The organism is Streptomyces sp. P17, assembly GCF_032436805.1.
Classification (GTDB): domain Bacteria; phylum Actinomycetota; class Actinomycetes; order Streptomycetales; family Streptomycetaceae; genus Streptomyces.
In genome coordinates, this window is sequence record NZ_JAVRBF010000021.1 from 73,309 (window position 1) to 96,074 (window position 22,766).

Consider the following 22,766-nt stretch of genomic DNA (forward strand, 5'->3'; position numbering starts at 1 on the left):
ACCCGGACGCCGGGAGCCGCACCCGCGCGAGGTGCGGCGCGGACTCACGCGCCGCGCCGCACCTCGAAATGGTCGACGCGCTTGCCGTCATGGGCCAGCGCCGACACCTTCAGCCGTGGCCGGGCGCCGCTCTCCGCCTCCACCTTGAGGACCGAGAAGCCCCGGTAGCGCACGCGGGACCACTCGACGGTCTCCTGCTTCACCGACCGTGACTTCGTCCACTGGAAGGTGTCGACCGACTCGCGGTCCTTGACCCGGCCCTCGTAGCTCTCCTCCACGCCCGCCGGGAAGCCGTACAGATCCTTGCCGCCCCCGCCTGCCGTGACGTACACGATGCCGTCCCGCGACGGGTCCGTGGACGCGCCGATCGGCACCGGGCGGCCCACCTCGCCGTTCTTGATGGCGTCCGTCCGCTCGTAGACATGGTTGTGGCCGTTGATCACCAGATCCACCTGGTGCTCGGCGAACAGCGGCAGCCACTCGGCGCGCACCCCGCCGTCCGAGGCGTGACTGGACGTCGAGTACGTGCAGTGGTGGAAGAAGACGACGACGAAGTCCACCCCCGCCGCTGCCCGCAGCTCACGCAGCCGCCCGTCCAGCCACTTCGTCTGCCTGCCCTCGGTGTGACCGAGATTCGCCGGGATCTCGTACGACACGTCGTTCGCGTCCAGCGCCACGAAGCCGACGTTGCCGTAGACGAAGGAGTACACCCCGGGCGCCGTACGCGGGTCGAAGCCGCTCTCCGGGAGGGAGAAGCGGGCCAACTGGCCGCCGTAGCCGTCCGGTGAGTACCAGGCCTCCATGTCGTGGTTGCCGGTCGTCACCATCCACGGCACCGTCTTCGCGACCGGCTCGTTCTGCTTCATGAACAGATCCCAGAACCCGGGGTCGTAGCCGTCGGACGTCTCGCCCCGGCCCTTGACGTTCGCGTAGCAGATGTCCCCGGCGTGCAGATGGAAGGCCGGGTCCTGACGCAGCAACAGCTGGTCGCCGGCCTCGGCCGCGTCGCTGACGCCCTGGTCGCCGAAGGCCGTGAACACGAAGGACCCCGGGGTCGCCGGCGCCGTACGGAAGGAGGAGACGGTCGAGCGGTGCGGGGCGGAGGCCGGGTCGAAGCCGTCGTGGCCCACGCCGTAGTAGTACGTCGTGCCGGGCAGCAGGCCGTCCAGGGCGGCGTGGACGTAGTGCTGCTCCAACGCGAGCCGCACCCCCTCCACACCGGGCGTGTGCAGCTCGCGGATCTCGGCCTCCACCTTGCGGCCCAGCTCGTCCGGGCGGGAACCGATGCGTATGTACGGCTTCTTCACCGCGGCCGGGACCTGCCAGGAGATCCGCATCTGGGTGCGCGGATCGGCGCCGAAGGCGAGATGACGGCCGAAGGGCGTGACCGCCGAGCCGGGCACCTTGGTGGTGGCCGAGGGCTTCGGCGTGGCTGTGTCCGAACCGGAGCATCCGGTCAGCAGGCCGCCCGCCACCGCGCCCGCCGTCACCAGCGCGCGGCGCCGGGTCAGCTTCGTGCGCGCGTACTCGTACTGCTCGGCCATGCTCATCCGGCGCGCGAGCTGCGGCGGAATACCGATGTCGGGGAGGTCCATGGCCCTGAACTTCCCAGCGCGGCCCAACACCCCCCATACGTACGGGTGAACGGAAGCCGACACAATGGAGTTGCCGCTGGTCGCCTGTCCGTATCGCGGACACGGCATGTCATCCCATGGGACGCGGAGTAGGGTGCCGACATGTCTCGCAGCCTCAATCTCGCAGTGATCCCCGGTGACGGCATCGGCCAGGAGGTCGTGGCCGAAGGCCTGAAGGTCCTCTCCGCCGTCCTTCCGCAGGATGTGAAGCTGGAGACCAAGGAGTACGACTTCGGCGCCCAGCGCTACCACGCCACCGGTGAGACCCTCACCGACGACGACCTCGACGCGCTGAAGAAGCACGACGCCATCCTGCTCGGCGCCATCGGCGACCCCTCGGTCCCGTCCGGCGTGCTGGAGCGGGGCTTCCTGCTCAAGCTGCGCTTCGCCTTCGACCACCACGTCAACCTGCGTCCGTCGAAGCTCCTTCCGGGTGTCGCAACGCCGCTCGCGGGTGAGCCGTCCATCGACTTCGTCGTCGTCCGCGAGGGCACCGAGGGCCCGTACACCGGCAACGGCGGCACCATCCGCAAGGGCACCCCGCACGAGGTCGCCACCGAGGTCTCCGTGAACACGGCCTTCGGCGTCGAGCGGGTCGTCCGGGACGCCTTCGCCCGCGCCCAGGCCCGGCCGCGCAAGAAGCTCGCGCTGATCCACAAGAACAACGTGCTGACCTTCGCCGGTCACCTGTGGACCAACATCTTCAACAAGGTGGCCGAGGAGTTCCCCGAGGTCACCACCGAGTACATGCACGTCGACGCGGCGACCATCTACCTGGTCACCCAGCCCGAGCGGTTCGACGTCATCGTCACCGACAACCTCTTCGGCGACATCATCACCGACCTCGCCGCGGCCGTCTCCGGCGGCATCGGCGTCGCCGCCTCCGGGAACATCAACCCGAGCGGCGAGTTCCCCTCGATGTTCGAGCCGGTCCACGGTTCCGCGCCCGACATCGCAGGCCAGGGCAAGGCCGACCCCACCGCCACGGTGCTGTCCGTCGCCCTGCTCCTGCGCCACCTCGGCTACGACGCCGAGGCCGCCCGCATCGACGAGGCCGTCTCCGTCGACCTCGCCGAGCGCACCGGCAAGCCCGCCCGCTCCACCACGGAGATCGGCGACGCGCTCGCCGTACGAGTAGCCGGCTGACCCTGCCGCGCTCCAAGCCGCCGGGTCATCGAGTGCCCGGCGGCTTCCCCATGTCCGCCGCCGGGTGCGACCATCAATCCCTGGGCCGCATTCACGCCGTTTTCTTCCTCGGTACACCGCGCGCGATAATCGAACGCGGAGCCGCGGAATGAGGGAATGCTCGGACGTCCTAGCACTGGCCACTGGCAGTACGGGCGTGAGCGCGGCCCGTCACTACAACCGGTGAAGGACATCTACTCATGACGACGCCCACGATCGAGCTCAAGCCCTCCGCCAGCCCGCTCGCCGACGCCGAGCGCGCCGCGATCCTGGCCAACCCCGGGTTCGGCCGCCACTTCACCGACCACATGGTGACCATCAAGTGGACCGAAGGCCGCGGCTGGCACGACGGCCAGCTCGTCCCGTACCAGGCGATCTCCCTCGACCCGGCCAGCATGGTCCTGCACTACGCGCAGGAGATCTTCGAGGGCCTCAAGGCCTACCGCCAGCCCGACGGCTCCGTCGCCACCTTCCGCCCGGACAAGAACGCCAAGCGCTTCCAGGCCTCCGCCCGCCGCCTCGGCATGCCCGAGCTTCCCGTCGAGACCTTCATCGAGGCCTGCGACGCGCTGGTCAGGCAGGACGAGGCCTGGGTCCCGGCGCACGGCGGCGAGGAGTCCCTGTACCTGCGCCCGTTCATGATCGCGACCGAGGTCGGGCTCGGCGTGAAGCCGGCCAACGACTACCTGTTCCTCGTCATCGCCTCCCCGGCCGGCGCCTACTTCCCGGGCGGGGTGCAGCCCGTCTCCATCTGGGTCTCCGAGGACCACGTCCGCGCGGTGCCCGGCGGCATGGGCGACGCGAAGACCGGCGGCAACTACGCCGCGTCCCTGCTCGCGCAGGCGGAGGCCGCCGCGAAGGGCTGCGCCCAGGTCTGCTACCTCGACGCGGTCGAGCGCAAGTGGGTCGAGGAACTCGGCGGGATGAACCTGTACTTCGTGTACGGCAACAAGATCATCACCCCGGCCCTCACCGGGTCCATCCTGGAGGGCGTCACGCGCGACTCCCTGCTCGCCGTCGCCCGTGACCTCGGGTACGAGGCCGAGGAGGGCCGGATCTCCGTCGGCCAGTGGCAGCGGGACTCCGAGAACGGCACGCTGACCGAGGTGTTCGCCTGCGGTACGGCGGCGGTCATCACGCCGGTCGGCACGGTGAAGCGGACCGGTGCCGAGTGGCAGCAGAGCGGTGGTGAGCCCGGCGAGGTCACGCTGCGACTTCGCCAGGCTCTTCTCGACATCCAGCGGGGTACGGCCGAGGACAAGCACGGCTGGATGCACCGGCTGGGCTAGGACACACCCGGGTCTGGGGGCTGGCGCCCCCAGACCCCCGCTTCGGCCTGAACGGCCTCGTCCTCAAGCGCCGGACGGGCTGGAAGGGCGACCCTCGCCGCCTCCGTGCCCGGCGTCAGCAGCACGTACGCCACGCCCGCCACTAGCCCCGACAGCAGGAAGCTGCAGTCCACCCCGCCCGTCATCGCCACCAACGGCCCCTCGTACGACGGCAGCGCCACCGCGAGCACCCCGACCGTCGCCCCCAGCGCCCACGACACCGTCGCCGGGATGTTCCAGCCGCCGCGGTACCAGTAGATCCCGCCCCGCGAGCGGCGGTTGAAGACCTGGAGGGCCTGTGCGTCGTACTGTCCGCGACAGCGGGCGAAGCCGATCAGTGTGATCACCGCCCAGGGCGTGCCGATCGCCGTGAGCAGAAGGACGAAGGACGTCATCGCGTCCTGGGCCGTCGAGGCGTAGTGGCCGACGAAGACACAGACCGTGGCGACGACCGCGACCGTGTAGGTGGCCGTGGCCCGGGAGGCGCGCGGCAGGATGGCGTCCAGGTCGAGGCCCATGGAGTAGAGCATCAGACCCGCGTTGCCGACCGATCCCGCGGAGGCGGCGAGGAGCAGCGGGACCAGGTACCAGGTGGGCGCCGCGTCCACCAGGGGACCGGCGTAGTCGAGGGCCGCGCGGGCCGCGTACGCCGTGAAGGTGCCGAAGAGCTGGGGGATCAGCAGGCCGAGGGCGAGGCCGAGCCAGGTCGCGTGCAGCACCTTGCGGGAGGAGTGGCGGGCCGGGGAGATGTAGCGGGTGTAGTCGCCGAGCAGCGTGATGAAGGCGATCGGGCCCGACAGGCCCGCGGCCACCGTCGCGAGCAGCCACGTCGGCCAGAACCCGCCCAGCAGATAGCCGCCGGCCTCGGGGAGCGCGGCCGTGGTGAAGTCCGGGGCGTAGGCGAAGACACCGAGCAGCAGCAGGGCCGTCATACCGACCGCGAGGACGCGGGACATCGCGAGCAGCACGCGGTAGCCGTAGACCGCGCCCGCGACCATCGCCGCGGCGAGCAGGCCGTAGACGAGGCCGTAGGAGAGGTCGCTCGCGGGGATGCCGAACAGGCGGGTCAGGACGCCGAGCATCACGTCGCCGCCGATCCACACGGTCAGCGCGGTGTAGCCGAGGGCCAGCAGGAGGCCGACCACCGAGCCGACCAGTCGGCCGCGGACGCCGAACTGGGCGCCGGAGGACGTGGAGAGGTTCGTCGCCGTGCGCAGCGAGATCAGGGCGAGCGGGGCGGTCAGGGCCGTGCCGACCGCGGTGCCGACCAGGATCGAGCTGACCGACGCCCACCAGTCGAGGCCGAAGGACGGCGGCAGCCATCCGAAGACGATCACGCCCAGGCAGAGGTTCGACCCCAGCAGGATCGAGACGAGGTCACGCGGTCCGCTGGTGCGTTCCTCGTCGGGGATGGTGTCCACTCCCCGCTGTTCCATCCGCATACCTGGTCTCCTTCACCTCGCCCGGCACTTAGAACGTCACTCAATGTCTGTCACTCGGTAGCGGACGTCAAGGCTTTCTTTCATGGAAACCCTGGTTTAGAGTGTCGCTCTAAAAGGAGGGAACGATATGCGGCTCACGCCCACCGAACGCGACCGGCTGCTGCTCTTCGGGGCTGCCGAACTGGCCCGGGCGCGGCGAGCCCGAGGGCTCCGGCTGAACGTGCCGGAGGCCACCGCGCTGATCGCGGACACCGTGTGCGAGGCCGCCCGGGACGGCAGGCGTCTGGCGGAGGCCATCGAGGCCGCCCGCTCGGTGCTCGGCCCGGATGATGTGCTGCCCGGCGTCGCTGACGTCGTCACCGAGGTGCATGTCGAGGCGGTCTTCGACGACGGCTCCCGGCTCGCGGTGGTCAGCGATCCCATCGGGGGCGGGCTCGGCGACGCGGCTCCGGGTGCGCTGCTGCCCGGTCCCGAGCACGCCGAGCCGGAAGCGGCTCTACGGCTGACGGTGACCAACACCGCCACCGTGCCCGTCTCCGTCACCTCCCACTTCCACTTCTTCGAGGCCAACCCGCGCCTCGACTTCGACCGTGAGCGCGCCTACGGCATGCGGCTGGCCGTGCCCGCCGGTTCCTCGGTCCGGTTCGGGCCCGGGGAGTCGCTGGAGGTCGGGCTCCTGCCGATCGGCGGCGCCCGGGTCGCCATCGGCTTCGCCGGGCTCGTCGACGGACCGCTGGACGCGCCCGGCGCCCGCGAGGAGGCGCTGCGCCGCGCCGCCGCCTGCGGCTATCTCGGCATATCGGAGACACAGGAGGTCATGCGATGAGCCGCCCCGGAGGCCACCCCGCCGAGGCCCGCCGCCTCACCCCCCACGAGTACGCGTCCACCCACGGCCCCCGGGCCGGCGACCGGATCCGGCTCGGCGACTCCGGGCTGACGATCCGTGTCGAGTCCGACTCCCAGCGGTACGGCGACGAGTTCCTCGCCGGGTTCGGCAAGACCGCCCGCGACGGCCTGCACCTCAAGGCCGCCGCCGTCCGGGAGACCTGTGACGTCGTCATCAGCAATGTCGTGGTGATCGACGCCGTCCTGGGGATCCGGAAGGTCTCCATCGGCATCCGTGAGGGGCGGATCTGCTCGATCGGGCGGGCCGGGAACCCGGACACGCTCGACGGGGTCGACGTCGTGGTCGGCACCGGCACGTCCATCGTGTCCGGCGAGGGGCTGATCGCCACCGCGGGTGCCGTCGACACGCATGTCCATCTGCTGTCGCCGCGCGTCATGGAGGCCTCGCTGGCCTCCGGTGTGACCACGATCATCGGGCAGGAGTTCGGGCCGGTGTGGGGCGTGGGCGTGAACTCGCCGTGGGCGCTGAAGCACGCCTTCAACGCCTTCGACGCCTGGCCGGTCAACATCGGGTTCCTGGGGCGGGGTTCGTCCTCGCACGACGCGCCTTTGGTGGAGGCCCTCGCCGAGGGCGGCGCCTCCGGCTTCAAGGTGCACGAGGACATGGGCGCCCACACCCGGGCGCTGGACACCGCGTTGCGTGTCGCCGAGGAGCATGATGTCCAAGTCGCCCTGCACAGCGACGGGTTGAACGAGTGCCTGTCGGTCGAGGACACCCTCCGGGTGCTGGAGGGCCGAACCATTCACGCCTTCCACATCGAGGGCTGCGGCGGTGGACACGTGCCGAATGTGCTGAAGATGGCGGGAGTTCCCAACGTCATCGGCTCCTCGACCAACCCCACGCTGCCCTTCGGACGGGACGCGGTCGCCGAGCACTACGGCATGATCGTCTCCGTTCACGATCTGAAGACGGACCTGCCCGGCGACGCCGCCATGGCCCGGGACCGCATCCGCGCCGGGACCATGGGCGCCGAGGACGTGCTGCACGACCTGGGCGCGATCGGCATCACCTCCTCCGACGCGCAGGGCATGGGACGCGCCGGCGAGACCGTCCGCCGTACCTTCGCCATGGCCGGAAAGATGAAGGCCGAGTTCGGCGCCCCGGACGACGGCCACGACAACGAGCGCGTCCTGCGCTACATGGCCAAGCTGACCATCAACCCGGCCATCGCTCACGGGCTTTCGCACGAGGTCGGGTCGATCGAGGTCGGCAAGCTCGCCGACATCGTGCTGTGGAGCCCGGAGTACTTCGGCGCCAAACCGCAGCTGGTGCTCAAGGCGGGCTTCCCGGCCTACGGAGTGGTCGGCGACCCCAACGCCGCCACCGACACCTGCGAACCGCTCGTCCTGGGCCCGCAGTTCGGCGCGTACGGCGCCACCCCCGCCGACATCTCCGTGGCCTTCGTCGCCCGGGCCGCCCTCGACCAGGGCGGCGACACCATGCCGACCCGGCGCCGCCGTGTCGCCGTGCGCGGCACCCGCGGCATCGGACCGGCCGACCTGCGCCTGAACTCCCGTACCGGAGCCGTCGATGTCGACCAGCGTACGGGCCTGGTGACGCTGGACGGAGAGCCGCTGCGCTCGGAACCGGCCGACTCGGTCGCGCTGAACCGCCTCTACTTCCTCTAGGACCTTTGATGACCTTCCGTATGCCCCCGGAGTGGGCCCCGCACGAGCGCACCTGGATGGCCTGGCCCGGCCCCAACCCCACCTTCACCAACACCGAGGAGCTGGCCGAGGCCCGCGCCGCCTGGGCCGCCGTGGCCCGCGCGGTGCGCCGCTTCGAGCCGGTGACGGTGGTGCACGGGCCGGGGCAGGGCGAGGTGGCGCGTGAACTGCTCGGCCCGGACGTCGAGTTGGTGGAGCGCGAACTCGACGACGCGTGGATGCGCGACATCGGTCCCACGTTTGTCACCGACGGCCGTGAACTGGCCGCCGTGGACTGGGTGTTCAACGGCTGGGGCGGCCAGGAGTGGGCCCGCTGGGAGCACGACTCCAAGATCGCCCGCCATGTCGCGGACCTGGCGGGGGTGCCGGTGCTGCCCTCGCCGCTCGTCAACGAGGGCGGCGCGATCCACGTCGACGGTGAGGGCACGGTCCTGCTGACCGACACCGTCCAGCTCGGCTCCGGGCGCAACCCCGGCTGGACCCGCGAGCAGGTCGAGGCGGAGATCCACGCCAAGCTCGGCACCACCAAGGCGATCTGGCTCCCGCACGGCCTGGCCGGCGACTACGGCAGGTACGGCACCCAGGGCCATGTCGACATCGTCGCGGCCTTCGCGAAGCCCGGAACCGTGCTGGTGCACAGCCAGCGCGACCCCGCCCACCCGGACCACGCCCGCTCACAGCTGTACCTCGACCTCCTGCGCGGCCAGACCGACGCGAGGGGCCGCCGCCTGGAGGTCGTCGAGGTCCCCGCGCCCACCGTGCTGCGGGACGAGGACGGCGACTGGGTCGACTACTCCTACATCAACCACTACCTCTGCAACGGCGGAGTCGTCCTGTGCGCCTTCGACGACCCGCGCGACGAGATCGCGGCGGGCATCTTCCGCCGGCTGTTCCCCGAGCGGACGGTGACGCTGGTGGACGCCCGTACCATCTTCGCGGGCGGTGGAGGCATCCACTGCATCACCCAACAGCAGCCGAAGATCTAGGAGCCGCCGGATGGCCGGTGCGCGCAAACACGCGCCGCCGCGGGAGGACGTTCTCGTCGCCGCCATGGAGATGATCGCCGAGCGCGGTCTGGAGAAGCTCACCATGGCGGCGCTCGGCCGTGCGGTCGGGATGAGCAGTGGGCATCTGCTCTACTACTTCGGCTCCAAGGACGAACTGCTGCTGCAGACCCTGGAGTGGAGCGAGGGCCGGCTCGGCACCGAGCGCGGCCGGCTGCTGACCCGGACCGCCCCGGCCCGCGAACGGCTCGATGCCTACGTCGACCTGTACGTCCCCGACGGCCATCGCGACCCGCACTGGACGCTCTGGCTTGAGGTCTGGAACCGCTCGCAGAACGCCGACGACACCGCCCGCGACCGGCAGGCCGCGATCGAGGGCGCCTGGCACCGCGACCTGGTCGCCCTGCTCGCGGAGGGGGTGTCGCGCGGGGAGTTCCGGCCGGTGGACCCGGACCGTTTCGCGGCCCGTCTCAGGGCGCTCCTCGACGGCTTCTCCATCCATGTGGCGATCGGACTGCGGGGCACGGACCGGGCGCAAGTTCTCGGCCATGTAGCGGAGTTCCTCCGGGAGACCCTGCTCGCGGACGCCTGAGACTGCGCCCGGGTTGTACTCAATTCGGGGGATTGACGCCGTGCCGCGTGGTGCGTTTGCCTCGATGGAAGCCCTCGGCGAAGGGCCGGGGGAGAAGCATCACGGGGGAAACGTGCTCAGAACCATGCGTGGGGTGTCCGTCGCTGTGCTCGCGGGAGCGATGGTCGCGCTGTCGGCCACGTCCGCGGCGCCGGCGCCGGAACCGCGGACCGAGCGGGTGACGCTGTCGTCGACCGGGGAGCAACTGCAGAAGGGGGCGAGCGGCAACTCGCTCAGCTCCGACGGACGTTATCTCGCGTTCGTCTCCGACGACTCCGAAGTGGTGCCGGGCGACACCAACGGCGTCACCGATGTGTTCGTCCGGGATCTGCGCCGGGGGACCGTCGAGCGGGTCAATGTGGCCTCGGACGGGACGCAGGCGGAAGGCGGGGCCTATGGCACCCACCGGGCGGAGATCAGCGGCGACGGCCGGTACGTCGCCTTCGTCTCCACGGCGAAGAACCTCGTCGACTGGCCCTCCCCGCCCAGCCCCTACTCGTACGACGTCTATGTGCACGACCGTCGCACCGGCCGCACGGAACGGATCAGCGTCGCCGCCGACGGCGGGTCCGGCTCGGCGTACGACAGCTTCGACATGTCCCGCGACGGCCGGTACATCACGTTCACCGCCTCGTCGCAGCGGATGGAAGGCGACGCCGTCGGCCGGACCCACGCGTACGTCGTCGACCGCCGCACCGGCAAGGCCAAGCGGATCAGCGACCGCCTCCCGCCGGAGTGGTACGTCTCGTCCCTCACCCTGAGCGGCGACGGCAGCCGCCTGGCCTATGTGCAGCGGCACCCGCGCGGCGGGCGGGGCGAGCTGTGGCTCGCCGACCTGCGCACCGGTGAACAGGAACTGGTGAACGCCACCTCCGGGGGCGGACCCACCAACGGGTCACCGGCGGGCGCGAGGCTCTCCGAGGACGGCTCTCTCGTCGCGTTCTCGTCCTTCGACGACGGTGTGGTCCCCGACGCTCCGGCGTACACGTGGGAGCTCTATCTCAAGGACATGCGCACCGGGAAGACCCGGTGGATCACTCACGAGGGCCAGGGCGGGCTCGGTGGCGGCCTCCTCAGCCCCGACGGTCGCCTGCTGGCCTTCATGACCGAGACCAAGTCGGGCGATGACGTCGTCGCGGAGAACGTCCATGTCCGGGACCTGAGGACCGGCCGGACCGAACTCGTCAGCCGCACGCAGGCGGGCGAACCGCTGGCCACGGGCTATGCGGCGCCGATCGACTTCAACCGCAACGGCCGCCTTCTCTCCTTGTACTCGACGTCGTCCGAACTCGTCCCCGGCGACACCAACGGCACGGGCGACGGGTTCCTGCACCGCCTGCGGTGATCAGCGCAGTGTTCGCATCCTGAGACGGACGGTGAGTACGGGGGTGACGTGTGCCAGACTGCCCCCGTGCTCTCGTTCGCCATGATTATGGGCAGCAGGCGCGCCGGTCCGCAGTGACCGCCACGTACGACCAGGTGCGGGCGGACACCGTCGTCCTCGACCCGCGCGCAGACCTCTCGCACCCGCGAGGGGTTTTTCGCATTTCTGGCCCACCTTCAGCCGGAGGCGCAGCGCGAGGGATCATTGGGGGATGGTGGAGCCGGTCATTCCGGTACAGACCGAGATCCATTTCATCAGGAGCCTTCAGACCATGACGGAAACCAGCGAGCTCGACGACTCGTTCCACGTCTTCGACACCACCCTGCGCGACGGCGCCCAGCGTGAGGGCATCAACCTCACCGTCGCGGACAAGCTGGCCATCGCACGGCACCTGGACGACTTCGGCGTGGGCTTCATCGAGGGCGGCTGGCCCGGCGCCAACCCGCGGGACACCGAGTTCTTCGCCCGCGCCCGGCAGGAGATCGACTTCAGGCACGCCCAGCTCGTCGCTTTCGGCGCCACCCGCCGGGCGGGCGCCAAGGCGGCGGACGACCCGCAGGTGAGGGCGCTCCTGGACTCGGGCGCCCCGGTGATCACGCTGGTCGCCAAGTCCCACGACCGGCATGTGGAACTCGCGCTGCGCACCACCCTGGACGAGAACCTGGAGATGGTCCGCGACACGGTGTCGTTCCTGACGGAGCAGGGCCGCCGGGTCTTCGTCGACTGCGAGCACTTCTTCGACGGCTACCGCGCGAACCCCGAGTACGCGAAGTCCGTCGTCCGTACGGCCTCGGAGGCGGGCGCCGATGTGGTGATCCTCTGTGACACCAACGGCGGCATGCTCCCGGCGCAGGTCCAGGCGGTCGTCTCGACGGTGCTCGCCGACACGGGCGCCCGGCTCGGCATCCACGCCCAGGACGACACGGGGTGCGCGGTCGCCAACACCCTCGCGGCGGTGGACGCGGGCGCCACGCACGTGCAGTGCACGGCGAACGGGTACGGCGAGCGGGTGGGCAACGCCAACCTGTTCCCTGTGGTGGCCGCGCTGGAGCTGAAGTACGGCAAGCAGGTCCTGCCGGAGGGGCACCTGCGGGAGATGACCCGTATCTCCCACGCCATCGCCGAGGTCGTGAACCTCACCCCCTCCACGCACCAGCCCTACGTCGGCGTCTCGGCCTTCGCCCACAAGGCGGGCCTGCACGCCTCCGCGATCAAGGTCGACCCGGATCTGTACCAGCACATCGACCCCGAGCAGGTCGGCAACACCATGCGGATGCTGGTCTCCGACATGGCGGGCCGCGCCTCGGTCGAGCTCAAGGGCAAGGAGCTCGGCATCGACCTGGGCGGCGACCGTGCGCTGGTCGGCCGGGTGGTCGAGCGGGTGAAGGAGCGCGAGCTCAAGGGCTACACCTACGAGGCGGCGGACGCGTCCTTCGAGCTCCTCCTCCGCGCCGAGGTCGAGGGCAAGCCCCTGAAGTACTTCGACGTCGAGTCCTGGCGAGCGATCGTCGAGGACCGCCCGGACGGCAGCCACGCCAACGAGGCCACGGTGAAGCTCTTCGCCAAGGGCGAGCGCATCGTCGCGACGGCGGAGGGCAACGGCCCGGTCAACGCCCTGGACCGCGCCCTCCGCGTCGCGCTGGAGAAGATCTACCCGCAACTCGCCAAGCTGGACCTGGTCGACTACAAGGTCCGCATCCTGGAGGGCGTCCACGGCACCCAGTCCACCACCCGCGTCCTGATCTCGACCTCCGACGGCGCGGGCGAGTGGTCGACGGTGGGCGTGGCGGAGAACGTCATCGCGGCGTCCTGGCAGGCACTGGAGGACGCGTACACATACGGGTTGCTGCGGGCCGGAGTCACCCCGGCCGCGTAGGCCGCTCAGCACGAGTCCTCGGCGAGCTCCTCGAACTCGCCGAGGCTCATGGCCCGTCCGCCGGCCCAGACCTGACCGGGCCGCAGGGCGGTCAGGTCCGCGGAGGTGAGGGTGAGGACGATGGTGTACGAGGAGAGCCCGTCCTGGCCGCCGTAGGCCTTGAGCAGGTAGGAGCGGTCGGGGCGGAAGCACTGCGGGCCCCTCGTCCCCGCCCGCCAGGCGCGCGGAGGCGAGGGCAGGGGGAACGTCGTACTGCCGCTCTCGTGGTCCTCGGATGTCCTCCAGCCTGCGGTGCCGGACAGGTCGCGCAGGCTCAGCGGCCCGACGCGGTCGTCCCCGCAGCGGCGCAGGGCGGCCACGGGCTCCCCGTCCGCGCCGAGCCAGGCGGCGGCGAGGGGCAGTTCCGAGGGCTGCACCCGGGGCCGTCCATCAGCCAGGCCGCGGTGCCGGTGAAGGACGCGCCGCCGCCGGTGAAGGTCTGGTCCGGGTGTTCTCGTCGACGGTGATGTTCTCGCCCGAACCACCGCTGCCGGCCTGGAAGGTGAACGACGCCTGGGCCTGGAGCCCGCGCACGACATGGCGTCCGCCGGAGTCGTCGGTCGTGGTCAGATATGCGGTGACCTGCTCACCGGCCGCCCGCGCGAGGGTGGTGGCCGCCGTCAAGCCGGCCGTGGAGAGCAACCCGGCCAGGAGCAGCCGGAGTACGTGGGGGGTCTCCTCATCGTGCCTCACCTTCCCGAAATGTCTGACGTGACGTCTTGACGGGTGCGCGGGCCGTTAGTTAACTCACGGCGTGATCTAAGTCCTGAGTGAAACATGAGAGTCGAGGGAAGGTCTATGCCAAGAACCGCCCTGCTCGTCTCCACCGCTCTGCTCGCCGCACTGGTGCCGCTGTCCTCGGCCCGCGCGGCGGAGGAACCCGCACCCGTCCCCGTCGACCGCTTCGAGGGCGAAGTCCCCTTCGCCGGCCCGCCCGCCGAGGGCATCTTCACCTGGGGCAGCGACAACGACGATCCGCCCACTCTCCAGCTCAGCGCCCGGGAAGACGCCCCCGAGGGCGAGAAGGTCCTCACCGGCACCTACGACATCAGCGGCTACGGCGGCTTCACCCATGACTTCGCCTTCGACAAGCCCGCCCACAACTGGTCGGCGAGCAAAGGCATCCGCTTCTGGTGGGACGGCCGGAACAACGGCAAGAAGATCGCCTTCGAGCTGAAGGACGGCGGCGCCAACGGCGAGGCCTCCGAGCTGTGGACGACGTCCTTCACCGACGACTTCAGCGGCTGGAAGCAGATCGAGATCCCCTTCACCGACTTCGTCTACCGCACCGACTACCAGCCCGTCGGCGGCATCGACCAGGTCCTCGGCCTCACCGAGATGTGGGGCTACGCCGTCACCCTCCCGGTCGGCACGCCGGGCGAATTCGCCATGGACGGCGTCGAGTTGTACGGCAAGGCGGACCAGTCGCTGCGCGCGTCCGTCACCACCGACGCCGCCGTGTACCCGGTCAAGGAGGGCGACACGGCAGCCGTGAAGATCAACGTCGTCACGACCGGCTCCGCGCCCCTCGACGAACCCGTGACGGTCACCTACGAGACCAGCGGCGGCACCGCCGAGTCCGGCAAGGACTACACCCCGGTCACCGGCGCCGTCACGTTCCCCGCGGGCACCGCCTCCGGCACCACCCGCACCGTCCGGGTCCCGACCCTGAAGGACCGCTCCGCCGAGTCCGCCGAGACGGTCCCGCTGAAGCTGGCGGTCACCGGCGCCAAGCCGCCCACCGAGACCCCGCAGGTCGTCGTGGACGCGCACGGACTGCCGTATCTCGACAGCAAGCTGCCGGTGAAGAAGCGCGTCGCCGATCTCGTCGGACGGATGTCCCTGGCGGAGAAGGCCGGCCAGATGACCCAGGCCGAGCGCGGTGCGATGAGCGCACCCGGTGACATCGCCGCCTACGATCTCGGCTCGCTGCTCTCCGGCGGCGGTTCGACGCCGACGCCCAACACCGCCGAGGCCTGGGCGAAGATGATCGACTCCTTCCAGCTCAGGGCGCAGGCGACCCGCTTCCAGATCCCCCTGATCTACGGCGTCGACGCGGTGCACGGCCACAACAACCTGGTCGGCGCCACGATCATGCCGCACAACATCGGCATCGGCGCGACCCGCGATCCCCAACTCGCCTACCAGGCGGGCAAGGTGACCGCCGCCGAGGTCCGGGCCACCGGCGTCCCCTGGGACTTCGCGCCCTGCCTCTGCGTCACCCGCGACGAGCGCTGGGGCCGCTCCTACGAGGCCTTCGGTGAGGACCCGGCTCTGGTCGAGTCCATGGAGACGGTGATCCAGGGCCTCCAGGGCCCCGCGGACGGACGGGACCTGGACGAGAACGACAAGGTCCTCGCCACCGCCAAGCACTTCGTGGGCGACGGCGGCACCGAGTACGGCTCCTCCACCACCGGCACGTACACCATCGACCAGGGCGTCACCAAGGTCACCCGGCAACAGCTGGAGGCCGTGCACCTGGCGCCGTACAAGGAGGCCGTGGACCGGGGCGTCGGCGCCGTCATGCCGTCGTACTCCTCCCTCGACCTGATCGGCGACGGACAGGGCCCGGTGAAGATGCACGCCCGCGGCGACATGATCAACGGTGTCCTCAAGGGCCGGATGGACTTCGACGGCTTCGTGATCAGTGACTGGAACGGTATCGACCAGATCCCGGGCGACTACGCGAGCGACGTCCGTACGTCGGTCAACGCCGGGGTCGACATGGTCATGGCGCCGTACTCCTACAAGGACTTCCACTCCGCCCTCGTGGCGGAGACGCAGGCCGGGCGCATCAGCGAGCGGCGCGTCGACGACGCGGTGTCGCGGATCCTGACCCAGAAGTTCAAGCTGGGGCTCTTCGAGCAGCCGTACGCCGACACCAGCGGTGCCTCGCAGATCGGTTCCGCCGAGCACCGGGCCGTGGCGCGCCAGGCGGCGGCCGAGTCGCAGGTACTGCTGAAGAACTCCCGGAACCTGCTGCCGCTGAAGAAGTCGCAGAAGGTGTACGTCGCCGGGTCCAACGCCGATGACATGGGCAACCAGACCGGCGGCTGGACCATCACCTGGCAGGGCTCCTCCGGCGACATCACCCCCGGCACGACGGTCCTGGAGGCGATGCGGAAGAACTCTGCCGAGCTGACGTACTCCAAGGACGCCTCCGCCCCGACGGACGGTCACGACGTCGGTGTGGTCGTCGTCGGCGAGACCCCGTACGCCGAGGGCGCCGGTGACGTCGGCAACGGCCATGACCTGGAGCTGTCGGCCGCGGACCGGGCGGCCGTCGACAAGGTGTGCGCCGCGATGAAGTGTGCGGTGCTGATCGTCTCCGGGCGGCCGCAGCTCCTCGGCGACCGGCTCGGTGACATCGACGCCCTGGTCGCCTCCTGGCTGCCGGGCACCGAGGGCGACGGCGTGGCCGATGTGCTGTACGGAAAGCGGCCCTTCACCGGGCAGCTCCCCGTCACCTGGCCGAAGTCCGAGGCGCAGCTCCCGATCAACGTCGGTGACCCTTCGTACGATCCGCAGTTCCCCTACGGCTGGGGTCTGACCACCCTGACCAAGGTGCCGGAGGGCGGCGCCACGACCCTCAGGGTGCTCGGCATCGCGGCCGCGGCGGCCGAGCGGGCGGGTGCCGACGAGACGGGCCGGATGCTGGTCACCAAGGCGAGGCTGATCGTCCAGCAGAAGGCGGTCACGCCGGCGTCCGCCAAGCCCTTCGCCGAGGCGGACCGGCTGCTGACCCGGGGGCGGTACGGGGCGGCGGTGGAGAAGCTGACGGCTGCCTACCGGGCCGCATAGCCGCTCCGGGTACCGGGTCCGGTGGGATTGCCCCCGCCGGGCCCGGTACGTTTGCCCGTTTCGTCAGGTAGCGTCGAGGTATGAGGACTCCGTTGCTCCGGGGCCTTATGCGCTGGGCCCTCGTCCCGGTCGCCGCCACGCTGGCGGCGCTGACCGCCGGTGTGCCCGGCGCGTCCGCGGCCGCGGATCTGTCGACGGTCGCCGAAGCGCTGCGCGAGGATCCCGTGTACGTCGCGCCCGCCGCCTCCGACCAACTGTCGTCGTCGGACGCCGAGGCGCTCGCCGACAAGATCAGGGACGCCGACAAGCCCGTCTTCGTGGCGGTGCTCCCCGCGGACCAGCCCGAACAGGACCTCTTCCTGAACCTCCGTACCGAGACCGGGATCACCGGTCTGTACGCGGTGCGCAGCGGTGACCGCTTCGGTGCCCAGGCCGACTCCTCCGTGCTGAGCAACCAGGCGGTGGACAACCTGGTCACCGCCGTGGAGGGCACCGACGACGTCAAGGCCCAGCTGAACGACTTCGTCGACGCGGCGCTGCAGAACGTGGGCGGCTCGGCCCCGTCGTCCTGGGGCTCCACGACGACGGACGACGGCGTACCGGTCGCCGGTCTGGTCACCACCGGTGTGGTGCTGGCGGCGGGCGGCGCGGGCGCCTACGCCCTGGTGCGGCGCCGGCGCCTGATGCACGAACAGGAACAGCGGGCCGCGCTGGAGAAGCTGCGCGTGGTGGTCGACGAGGACATCACGGCCTTCGGTGAGGAGCTGGAGCGCCTGGACTTCCACCCCGGCGAACCCGGCGCCGACGACGCGATGCGCACCGACTACGAACACGCCCTGGACTCCTATGAACAGGCCAAGCGGCTGATGGAGGCGGCGACCAAACCGGAGGACGTCAAGGCCGTCACCCAGGCCCTGGAGGACGGCCGCCACTCGCTGGCCGTACTCGCCGCCCGCCGCGAGGGCCGCCCGCTGCCCGAACGCCGGCCGCCGTGCTTCTTCGACCCCCGGCACGGCCCGTCGGTCGCTGACGTGACCTGGACGCCGACCGGTGGTCCCACCCGCGAGGTCCCGGTCTGCGCGGCCGACCGGGCCCGTCTCGCCGACGGCCAGGACCCGGTGATCCGCGAGGTCACCACCGACACCGGCGCCCGCCGCCCGTACTGGGAGGCCGGTCCGGCCTACGGCCCCTGGGCCGGCGGCTACTTCGGCGGCGGCATCCTTCCCGGCCTGCTCATCGGCACCATGCTCGGCAGCATGATGGCCAGCCCTGCCTACGCCGCCGACTACGGCGCCGGTTACGGCGACTTCGGCGGCGGATACGAGGGCGGCGATGTCTCCGGCGCCGACTTCGCCTCGGACGACTTCACCGGCGGCTTCGGCGGCGGCGACTTCGGCGGGGGCGGGGACTTCGGCGGAGGATTCTGAGCGGCACGACGGGCCCGGCATGATGCCGGGCCCGTCGCGGTGCGGCAGAACGGGCGCGGCATCCGCGTCCTGCCGGCGGCCGACGTGGACTTCACCGGCGCCGCGTGAAGCCGTCGCGCCGGATGCCGGGCGCCAACGCCGAGCGCCCGCCCTCTCGGGAGGGCGGGCGCGCTCAGGGGATGCGGCGGGGGAGCGGCGGGGGAGCCGACGCGGTGGCGTCACGCGTTGCGGATCGCCGAGATGTCGAAGTTCAGCTTGATCTTGTCGGAGACCAGGACGCCACCCGTCTCCAGGGCCGCGTTCCAGGTCAGGCCCCACTCGGAGCGCAGGATCTCGGCCTTGCCCTCGAAGCCGACGCGCTCGTTGCCGAACGGGTCCTTCGCGGCACCGTTGAACTCCAGGTCGATGGTGATCGGCTTGGTGGTGCCGAGGATCTCCAGGTCACCGGTGATGCGGTAGTCGTCGCCCCCCAGGGCCTCCGCCTTGGTGGAGCGGAAGGTCATGGTCGGGAACTCGTCCGTCTTGAAGAAGTCCGAGCTCTTCAGGTGCCCGTCACGGTCCGCGGAACCGGTGTCGATGCTGTCCATCTTCACGTCCAGGGACGCGGTGGACAGTGAGGGGTCGGAGCCGTCCAGGTGCAGCGAGCCGCTGAAGTCCAGGAACTTGCCCTTGACGTTGGTGACCATGGCGTGCCGGGCGACGAAGCCGAGCGTGGTGTGGGCCGCGTCGATGGTGTAGTCGCCGGTCAGGGCGGCGAGCTCGGGGTTGACGGCGGCGGGGGTCTCGACGGTGTTCTTGCGGCCGAGGATGCTCATGGCGTTCTCCTTGGGAGATGATGTTGAACATTGAACTAACCAACACCGACGACGGTAGACCCATTCCGTTCGGATTTCAACAACATTCCCAGAGTGTTTACCGGGTCACTTTGCATGTTCCTCGCTTGGGCTTCCGTACGGCGGTCTTGAGCTGCCGTGACCCGGGCCCCCGACTTCGTTGACCGGCCTCGGGCGCCGCCGATAGCCAGACCCCATGACGCGAAGAACGCGCACCACGCTCGCCTCAACCGCCGTAGCCCTGCTGGCCGTTGGCCTTCTCTTCGGGCCACCGGCACCCCCCCGCCGCCGAGGCGTCCTCGGTCATCGCCTCCCCGCAACTCGCCGTCACCGTCGCCGACGACTTCCGCGCGTGCTCTCCTGCGCCGACCGCGCCACCGGAGCCCGCCTGACCGGCAGCACCCGCCCGGTCACCCGGATCACCCTCAACGGCACGTCCTACGACGTTCAGGTCAAGGGTGCCCCGACTGTCACCGGCACCTCGGCCGCGTACACCCTCGTCCTCCCGGACCTCGACGGCGTGGAACTGGACGCCACCCTGACCGTCGCCGGCCGCGCCACCGCCTTCCGGATCACCGCCGTCCGGGACCCGCCCGCCTTCCGGCTCGGCACCCTCGACATCCCCGGCCGCGACCTGATCTCCGCGGGCCCCGGGGAGTCGACGGCCTTCACCCGCCTCGACATCCCCGGCCACGACCTGATCTCCGCGGGCCCCGGGGAGTCGACGGCCTTCACCCGCCTCGACAACGACTCCACGCGCACGGCCGACGTCTTCGCCGACATCACCGACGCCACCCCCGCGGACCCGGAGTGCCGGCCCCTTCTGCTCACCGCGGCGAGCGCGGGCACCCCCGGTCCCTACGACGTCCTGCGGCGCCGCTGGCTCGACCTCACCCCCGGGAGCGGCTACGACCCCACGGCCGAGCCGTACGCCTCCCGCCCGGCCGAGACCTGGACGCTCGCCCGCGGCTTCCACACCACCATGGCGCCCATCGCCACCTCGCTCTGGCCCACCCGTCCGGCATCACCCAGAGCTACAGCCGGCTGTGGACGATGGCCCAGGCCTGCCTCCAGCAGGGGCACCGGACCGACCGGTGACGCGAGCCTGCTCGCCGATCTCCTGCGGGGCATCCGCGGGGGCGAGCGTCCTGGTCCGCCGCCACGGCCGGACCGCTACCCTCTCGGTCAGCGAGCCACCGCGCACCGGCGCGCCCCTGGAGATCGTCCGGGACCGTCCGGTGCGCTCGGTGATCCGGGCCGACGACACCGTCGAGGTGATCTCCACAGGCCGCCGACTGCGCGTCCTTGTCACTCCTGGGATGGCATGTGCGAGCCATGAATGTGAGGTGGCTCTCAGCTGGCCACTTTGTGTGACCTCTACAAGCCGAAAGCCCCCTGAGCAGTCGGAACGGCTGCATTCCGTCGTGGTTCTGTTCAGGGGTACCAGGAAAACGGGCCGGAGACTGTACGGAGTCGACGGCCCGCTTTCCTTGGTGGGCTTCGTAAGGTCACTACATGACCGTTTTGGAAGAGACGACGGGTGAGCCCACGGACGCGCGCGGCCGGGTCGCCGAGCTGCACGAGATCCGTGCCCAGGCACTGGCCGGTCCCAGCGAGAAGGCGACCGAGGCGCAGCACGCCAAGGGCAAGCTGACCGCCCGGGAGCGGATCGAGCTGCTGCTCGACCCGGGCTCCTTCCAGGAGGTCGAGCAGCTGCGCCGGCACCGGGCCCAGGGCTTCGGCCTGGAGGCCAAGAAGCCGTTCACCGACGGTGTCATCACCGGCTGGGGCACGGTGGAGGGCCGCACGGTCTTCGTCTACGCCCATGACTTCCGCATCTTCGGCGGCGCGCTGGGCGAGGCCCACGCCACCAAGATCCACAAGATCATGGACATGGCCATCGCGGCGGGCGCGCCGCTGGTCTCCCTCAACGACGGCGCGGGCGCCCGCATCCAGGAGGGCGTCTCGGCCCTCGCCGGTTACGGCGGCATCTTCCAGCGCAACACCAAGGCGTCGGGCGTCATCCCGCAGATCAGCGTCATGCTCGGCCCGTGCGCGGGCGGCGCGGCCTACAGCCCCGCCCTGACGGACTTCGTCTTCATGGTCCGCGAGACCTCCCAGATGTTCATCACCGGCCCCGACGTGGTCAAGGCGGTGACGGGCGAGGAGATCACCCAGAACGGCCTCGGCGGCGCGGACGTGCACGCCGAGACCTCCGGCGTCTGCCACTTCGCGTACGACGACGAGGAGACGTGCATCGCCGAGGTGCGCTACCTCCTGTCGCTGCTGCCGCAGAACAACCGCGAGAACCCGCCGCGCGTGGAGTCCACCGACGAGGCGGACCGCCGCAGCGACGTCCTGCTCGACCTGGTCCCGGCCGACGGCAACCGGCCGTACGACATGGCCAAGGTCATCGAGGAGCTCGTCGACGACGGCGAGTACCTGGAGATCCACGAGCGCTGGGCGCGGAACATCATCTGCGCGCTGGCCCGGCTCGACGGCCAGGTCGTCGGCATCGTGGCCAACCAGCCGCAGTCCCTGGCGGGCGTCCTGGACATCGAGGCCTCGGAGAAGGCGGCTCGGTTCGTCCAGATGTGCGACGCCTTCAATATCCCGATTCTCACCCTTTTGGACGTACCTGGCTTCCTCCCTGGTGTAGACCAGGAGCACGGTGGAATCATCCGCCACGGCGCGAAGCTGCTGTACGCCTACTGCAACGCGACCGTGCCGCGGATCTCGCTGATCCTGCGCAAGGCCTACGGAGGTGCGTACATCGTCATGGACAGCCAGTCCATCGGTGCGGACCTCACGTACGCGTGGCCGACGAACGAGATCGCCGTGATGGGCGCCGAAGGTGCCGCCAACGTCATCTTCCGGCGTCAGATCGCGGAGGCCGAGGACCCCGAGGCGATGCGGGCCCGCATGGTCAAGGAGTACAAGTCCGAGCTGATGCACCCGTACTACGCGGCCGAGCGCGGCCTGGTGGACGACGTGATCGACCCGGCGGAGACCCGCGAGGTGCTGATCCGCTCGCTGGCGATGCTCCAGTCGAAGCACGCCGACCTGCCGTCCCGCAAGCACGGCAACCCCCCGCAGTAACCCGCCGGTACCGCTGCGGAAACCTCTCTCACGGAGACTGACACCCATGAACCTCCCTGACATTCGCGTCGAGAAGGGCCATGCCGAGCCCGAGGAAGTCGCCGCCATCACGGCGATCCTGATGGCCCGCGCGGCCGCCCGGCCGACGCCTCCGGCCCGCCGAGGCCGAGCGAAGGCGGGCTGGCGCCGCCTGGAGCGCGAGCCTGGGTTCCGGGCGCCGCACAGCTGGCGCTGAGCCCCGAGTTCAGCGGATGACGACCTCGGTCCCTGGGAAGTCCAGGGCGCCGGGGTCGTCCGGCATCAGGCAGTCCCGGCTCACGCAACTCCAGCTCCGGGATCCCCAGATGGGAGCAGTCGCCGAGGGCCGTGAGGCCGGTGTCCGGCCTTATGTGCCGCAGGCCGACGTGATTGACCTTCGGTCCGACCCGCCTCGCCTCGCAGCAGCACCCGCGAGGAACCGCGCAGGGCCGCCTCCACGCGCATCCCGTAGCCCTCCCCGGCCACTTCCT

At 70.6% G+C, this 22,766-nt stretch carries 16 protein-coding genes and 3 pseudogenes; 14 read left to right on the forward strand and 5 right to left on the reverse strand.

The genetic code is table 11. The features are described 5' to 3' along the window. Positions 1–44: 44 nt before the first annotated feature. Positions 45–1,595, reverse strand: a complete 1,551-nt coding sequence (locus RMT89_RS15945) for a metallophosphoesterase family protein (RefSeq protein WP_315884423.1) — start codon at positions 1,593–1,595, stop codon at positions 45–47. Positions 1,596–1,736: 141 nt separating this feature from the next. On the opposite strand from RMT89_RS15945, the gene RMT89_RS15950 reads away from it, so the two are divergent. Together RMT89_RS15950 and RMT89_RS15955 are read left to right on the forward strand one after the other, a co-directional pair. Then, positions 1,737–2,780, forward strand: coding sequence for a 3-isopropylmalate dehydrogenase (locus RMT89_RS15950; RefSeq protein WP_315884424.1), 1,044 nt, complete (start codon positions 1,737–1,739; stop codon positions 2,778–2,780). A 239-nt stretch (positions 2,781–3,019) separates the two neighbouring features. Beyond that, complete coding sequence (locus tag RMT89_RS15955) at positions 3,020–4,108, forward strand: branched-chain amino acid aminotransferase (RefSeq protein WP_315884425.1); 1,089 nt, start codon at positions 3,020–3,022, stop codon at positions 4,106–4,108. Here RMT89_RS15955 and RMT89_RS15960 read toward each other — a convergent pair. After that, complete coding sequence (locus RMT89_RS15960; RefSeq protein WP_315884426.1) at positions 4,105–5,589, reverse strand: cytosine permease; 1,485 nt, start codon at positions 5,587–5,589, stop codon at positions 4,105–4,107. The genes RMT89_RS15955 and RMT89_RS15960 overlap by 4 nt on opposite strands. 127 nt (positions 5,590–5,716) lie before the next feature. Here RMT89_RS15960 and ureA point away from each other — a divergent pair, with 127 nt between their 5' ends. From ureA to cimA, 6 genes are all read left to right on the forward strand, one after another. Beyond that, positions 5,717–6,415, forward strand: a complete 699-nt coding sequence (gene ureA / locus RMT89_RS15965) for an urease subunit gamma (protein WP_315884427.1) — start codon at positions 5,717–5,719, stop codon at positions 6,413–6,415. Further along, positions 6,412–8,124: an urease subunit alpha gene (locus tag RMT89_RS15970; protein ID WP_315884428.1), complete on the forward strand. Its 1,713-nt coding sequence runs from the start codon at positions 6,412–6,414 to the stop codon at positions 8,122–8,124. Before ureA ends, RMT89_RS15970 begins: the two co-directional genes overlap by 4 nt. An 8-nt stretch (positions 8,125–8,132) precedes the next feature. Then, positions 8,133–9,149: an agmatine deiminase family protein gene (locus RMT89_RS15975; RefSeq protein WP_315884429.1), complete on the forward strand. Its 1,017-nt coding sequence runs from the start codon at positions 8,133–8,135 to the stop codon at positions 9,147–9,149. A gap of 10 nt (positions 9,150–9,159) precedes the next feature. Further along, entirely contained in the window at positions 9,160–9,759 is a 600-nt protein-coding gene (locus tag RMT89_RS15980) for a TetR/AcrR family transcriptional regulator (RefSeq protein ID WP_315884430.1), read from the forward strand. 133 nt (positions 9,760–9,892) lie between these two features. Then, positions 9,893–11,143, forward strand: a complete 1,251-nt coding sequence (locus RMT89_RS15985; protein ID WP_315884431.1) for a hypothetical protein — start codon at positions 9,893–9,895, stop codon at positions 11,141–11,143. 310 nt (positions 11,144–11,453) lie between these two features. Continuing rightward, complete coding sequence (gene cimA, locus RMT89_RS15990; RefSeq protein WP_315884432.1) at positions 11,454–13,058, forward strand: citramalate synthase; 1,605 nt, start codon at positions 11,454–11,456, stop codon at positions 13,056–13,058. 5 nt (positions 13,059–13,063) lie between these two features. On the opposite strand, the gene RMT89_RS15995 is transcribed toward cimA, so the two are convergent. Together RMT89_RS15995 and RMT89_RS16000 are read right to left on the reverse strand one after the other, a co-directional pair. Further along, on the reverse strand, positions 13,064–13,474 hold the full coding sequence (locus tag RMT89_RS15995) for a hypothetical protein (RefSeq protein WP_315884433.1): 411 nt from the start codon (positions 13,472–13,474) through the stop codon (positions 13,064–13,066). Continuing rightward, positions 13,474–13,790: pseudogene (locus RMT89_RS16000) on the reverse strand (glucosylceramidase); the annotation flags it as partial. The pseudogene RMT89_RS16000 and the gene RMT89_RS15995, both read right to left, overlap by 1 nt. Before the next feature lie 105 nt (positions 13,791–13,895). On the opposite strand from RMT89_RS16000, the gene RMT89_RS16005 reads away from it, so the two are divergent. Both RMT89_RS16005 and RMT89_RS16010 read left to right on the forward strand, forming a co-directional pair. Continuing rightward, complete coding sequence (locus RMT89_RS16005; RefSeq protein ID WP_315884434.1) at positions 13,896–16,898, forward strand: carbohydrate binding domain-containing protein; 3,003 nt, start codon at positions 13,896–13,898, stop codon at positions 16,896–16,898. An 80-nt stretch (positions 16,899–16,978) separates the two neighbouring features. Continuing rightward, the gene (locus RMT89_RS16010; RefSeq protein ID WP_315884435.1) at positions 16,979–18,325 is read left to right on the forward strand and encodes a hypothetical protein; all 1,347 of its coding nucleotides are present in this window, start codon (positions 16,979–16,981) and stop codon (positions 18,323–18,325) included. Positions 18,326–18,543: 218 nt separating this feature from the next. Here RMT89_RS16010 and RMT89_RS16015 read toward each other — a convergent pair whose 3' ends face one another. Further along, positions 18,544–19,140 carry a YceI family protein gene (locus RMT89_RS16015; protein WP_315884436.1) on the reverse strand — a complete coding sequence of 199 codons (597 nt, stop codon included), beginning with the start codon at positions 19,138–19,140 and terminating at the stop codon, positions 18,544–18,546. Between the two features lie 214 nt (positions 19,141–19,354). Between RMT89_RS16015 and RMT89_RS45950 the strand changes: the two are divergent. The 4 genes and pseudogenes from RMT89_RS45950 to RMT89_RS16035 all read left to right on the forward strand — a co-directional run. Beyond that, a pseudogene (locus tag RMT89_RS45950) lies at positions 19,355–19,744 on the forward strand (hypothetical protein); the annotation flags it as partial. A gap of 544 nt (positions 19,745–20,288) precedes the next feature. Further along, positions 20,289–20,516: pseudogene (locus tag RMT89_RS16025) on the forward strand (hypothetical protein); the annotation flags it as partial. Positions 20,517–20,673: 157 nt separating this feature from the next. Next, positions 20,674–22,257, forward strand: a complete 1,584-nt coding sequence (locus RMT89_RS16030) for an acyl-CoA carboxylase subunit beta (RefSeq protein ID WP_315884437.1) — start codon at positions 20,674–20,676, stop codon at positions 22,255–22,257. A gap of 46 nt (positions 22,258–22,303) precedes the next feature. After that, positions 22,304–22,492 carry an acyl-CoA carboxylase subunit epsilon gene (locus tag RMT89_RS16035; protein ID WP_315884438.1) on the forward strand — a complete coding sequence of 63 codons (189 nt, stop codon included), beginning with the start codon at positions 22,304–22,306 and terminating at the stop codon, positions 22,490–22,492. Positions 22,493–22,766: the final 274 nt, after the last annotated feature.

What these genes read in the sequence shown, in the direction of transcription:
- RMT89_RS15950 (WP_315884424.1), top strand. Translation starts at nt 1,737, where the DNA reads ATGTCTCGCAGCCTCAATCTCGCAGTGATCCCCGGTGACGGCATCGGC.
- RMT89_RS16010 (WP_315884435.1), top strand. Translation starts at nt 16,979, where the DNA reads ATGAGGACTCCGTTGCTCCGGGGCCTTATGCGCTGGGCCCTCGTCCCG.
- RMT89_RS15980 (WP_315884430.1), top strand. Translation starts at nt 9,160, where the DNA reads ATGGCCGGTGCGCGCAAACACGCGCCGCCGCGGGAGGACGTTCTCGTC.
- RMT89_RS16015 (WP_315884436.1), bottom strand. Translation starts at nt 19,140, where the DNA reads ATGAGCATCCTCGGCCGCAAGAACACCGTCGAGACCCCCGCCGCCGTC.
- RMT89_RS15975 (WP_315884429.1), top strand. Translation starts at nt 8,133, where the DNA reads ATGACCTTCCGTATGCCCCCGGAGTGGGCCCCGCACGAGCGCACCTGG.
- RMT89_RS16005 (WP_315884434.1), top strand. Translation starts at nt 13,896, where the DNA reads ATGCCAAGAACCGCCCTGCTCGTCTCCACCGCTCTGCTCGCCGCACTG.
- RMT89_RS15960 (WP_315884426.1), bottom strand. Translation starts at nt 5,589, where the DNA reads ATGCGGATGGAACAGCGGGGAGTGGACACCATCCCCGACGAGGAACGC.
- ureA (WP_315884427.1), top strand. Translation starts at nt 5,717, where the DNA reads ATGCGGCTCACGCCCACCGAACGCGACCGGCTGCTGCTCTTCGGGGCT.
- RMT89_RS16035 (WP_315884438.1), top strand. Translation starts at nt 22,304, where the DNA reads ATGAACCTCCCTGACATTCGCGTCGAGAAGGGCCATGCCGAGCCCGAG.
- RMT89_RS15970 (WP_315884428.1), top strand. Translation starts at nt 6,412, where the DNA reads ATGAGCCGCCCCGGAGGCCACCCCGCCGAGGCCCGCCGCCTCACCCCC.
- RMT89_RS15955 (WP_315884425.1), top strand. Translation starts at nt 3,020, where the DNA reads ATGACGACGCCCACGATCGAGCTCAAGCCCTCCGCCAGCCCGCTCGCC.
- RMT89_RS15945 (WP_315884423.1), bottom strand. Translation starts at nt 1,595, where the DNA reads ATGGACCTCCCCGACATCGGTATTCCGCCGCAGCTCGCGCGCCGGATG.
- cimA (WP_315884432.1), top strand. Translation starts at nt 11,454, where the DNA reads ATGACGGAAACCAGCGAGCTCGACGACTCGTTCCACGTCTTCGACACC.
- RMT89_RS16030 (WP_315884437.1), top strand. Translation starts at nt 20,674, where the DNA reads ATGACCGTTTTGGAAGAGACGACGGGTGAGCCCACGGACGCGCGCGGC.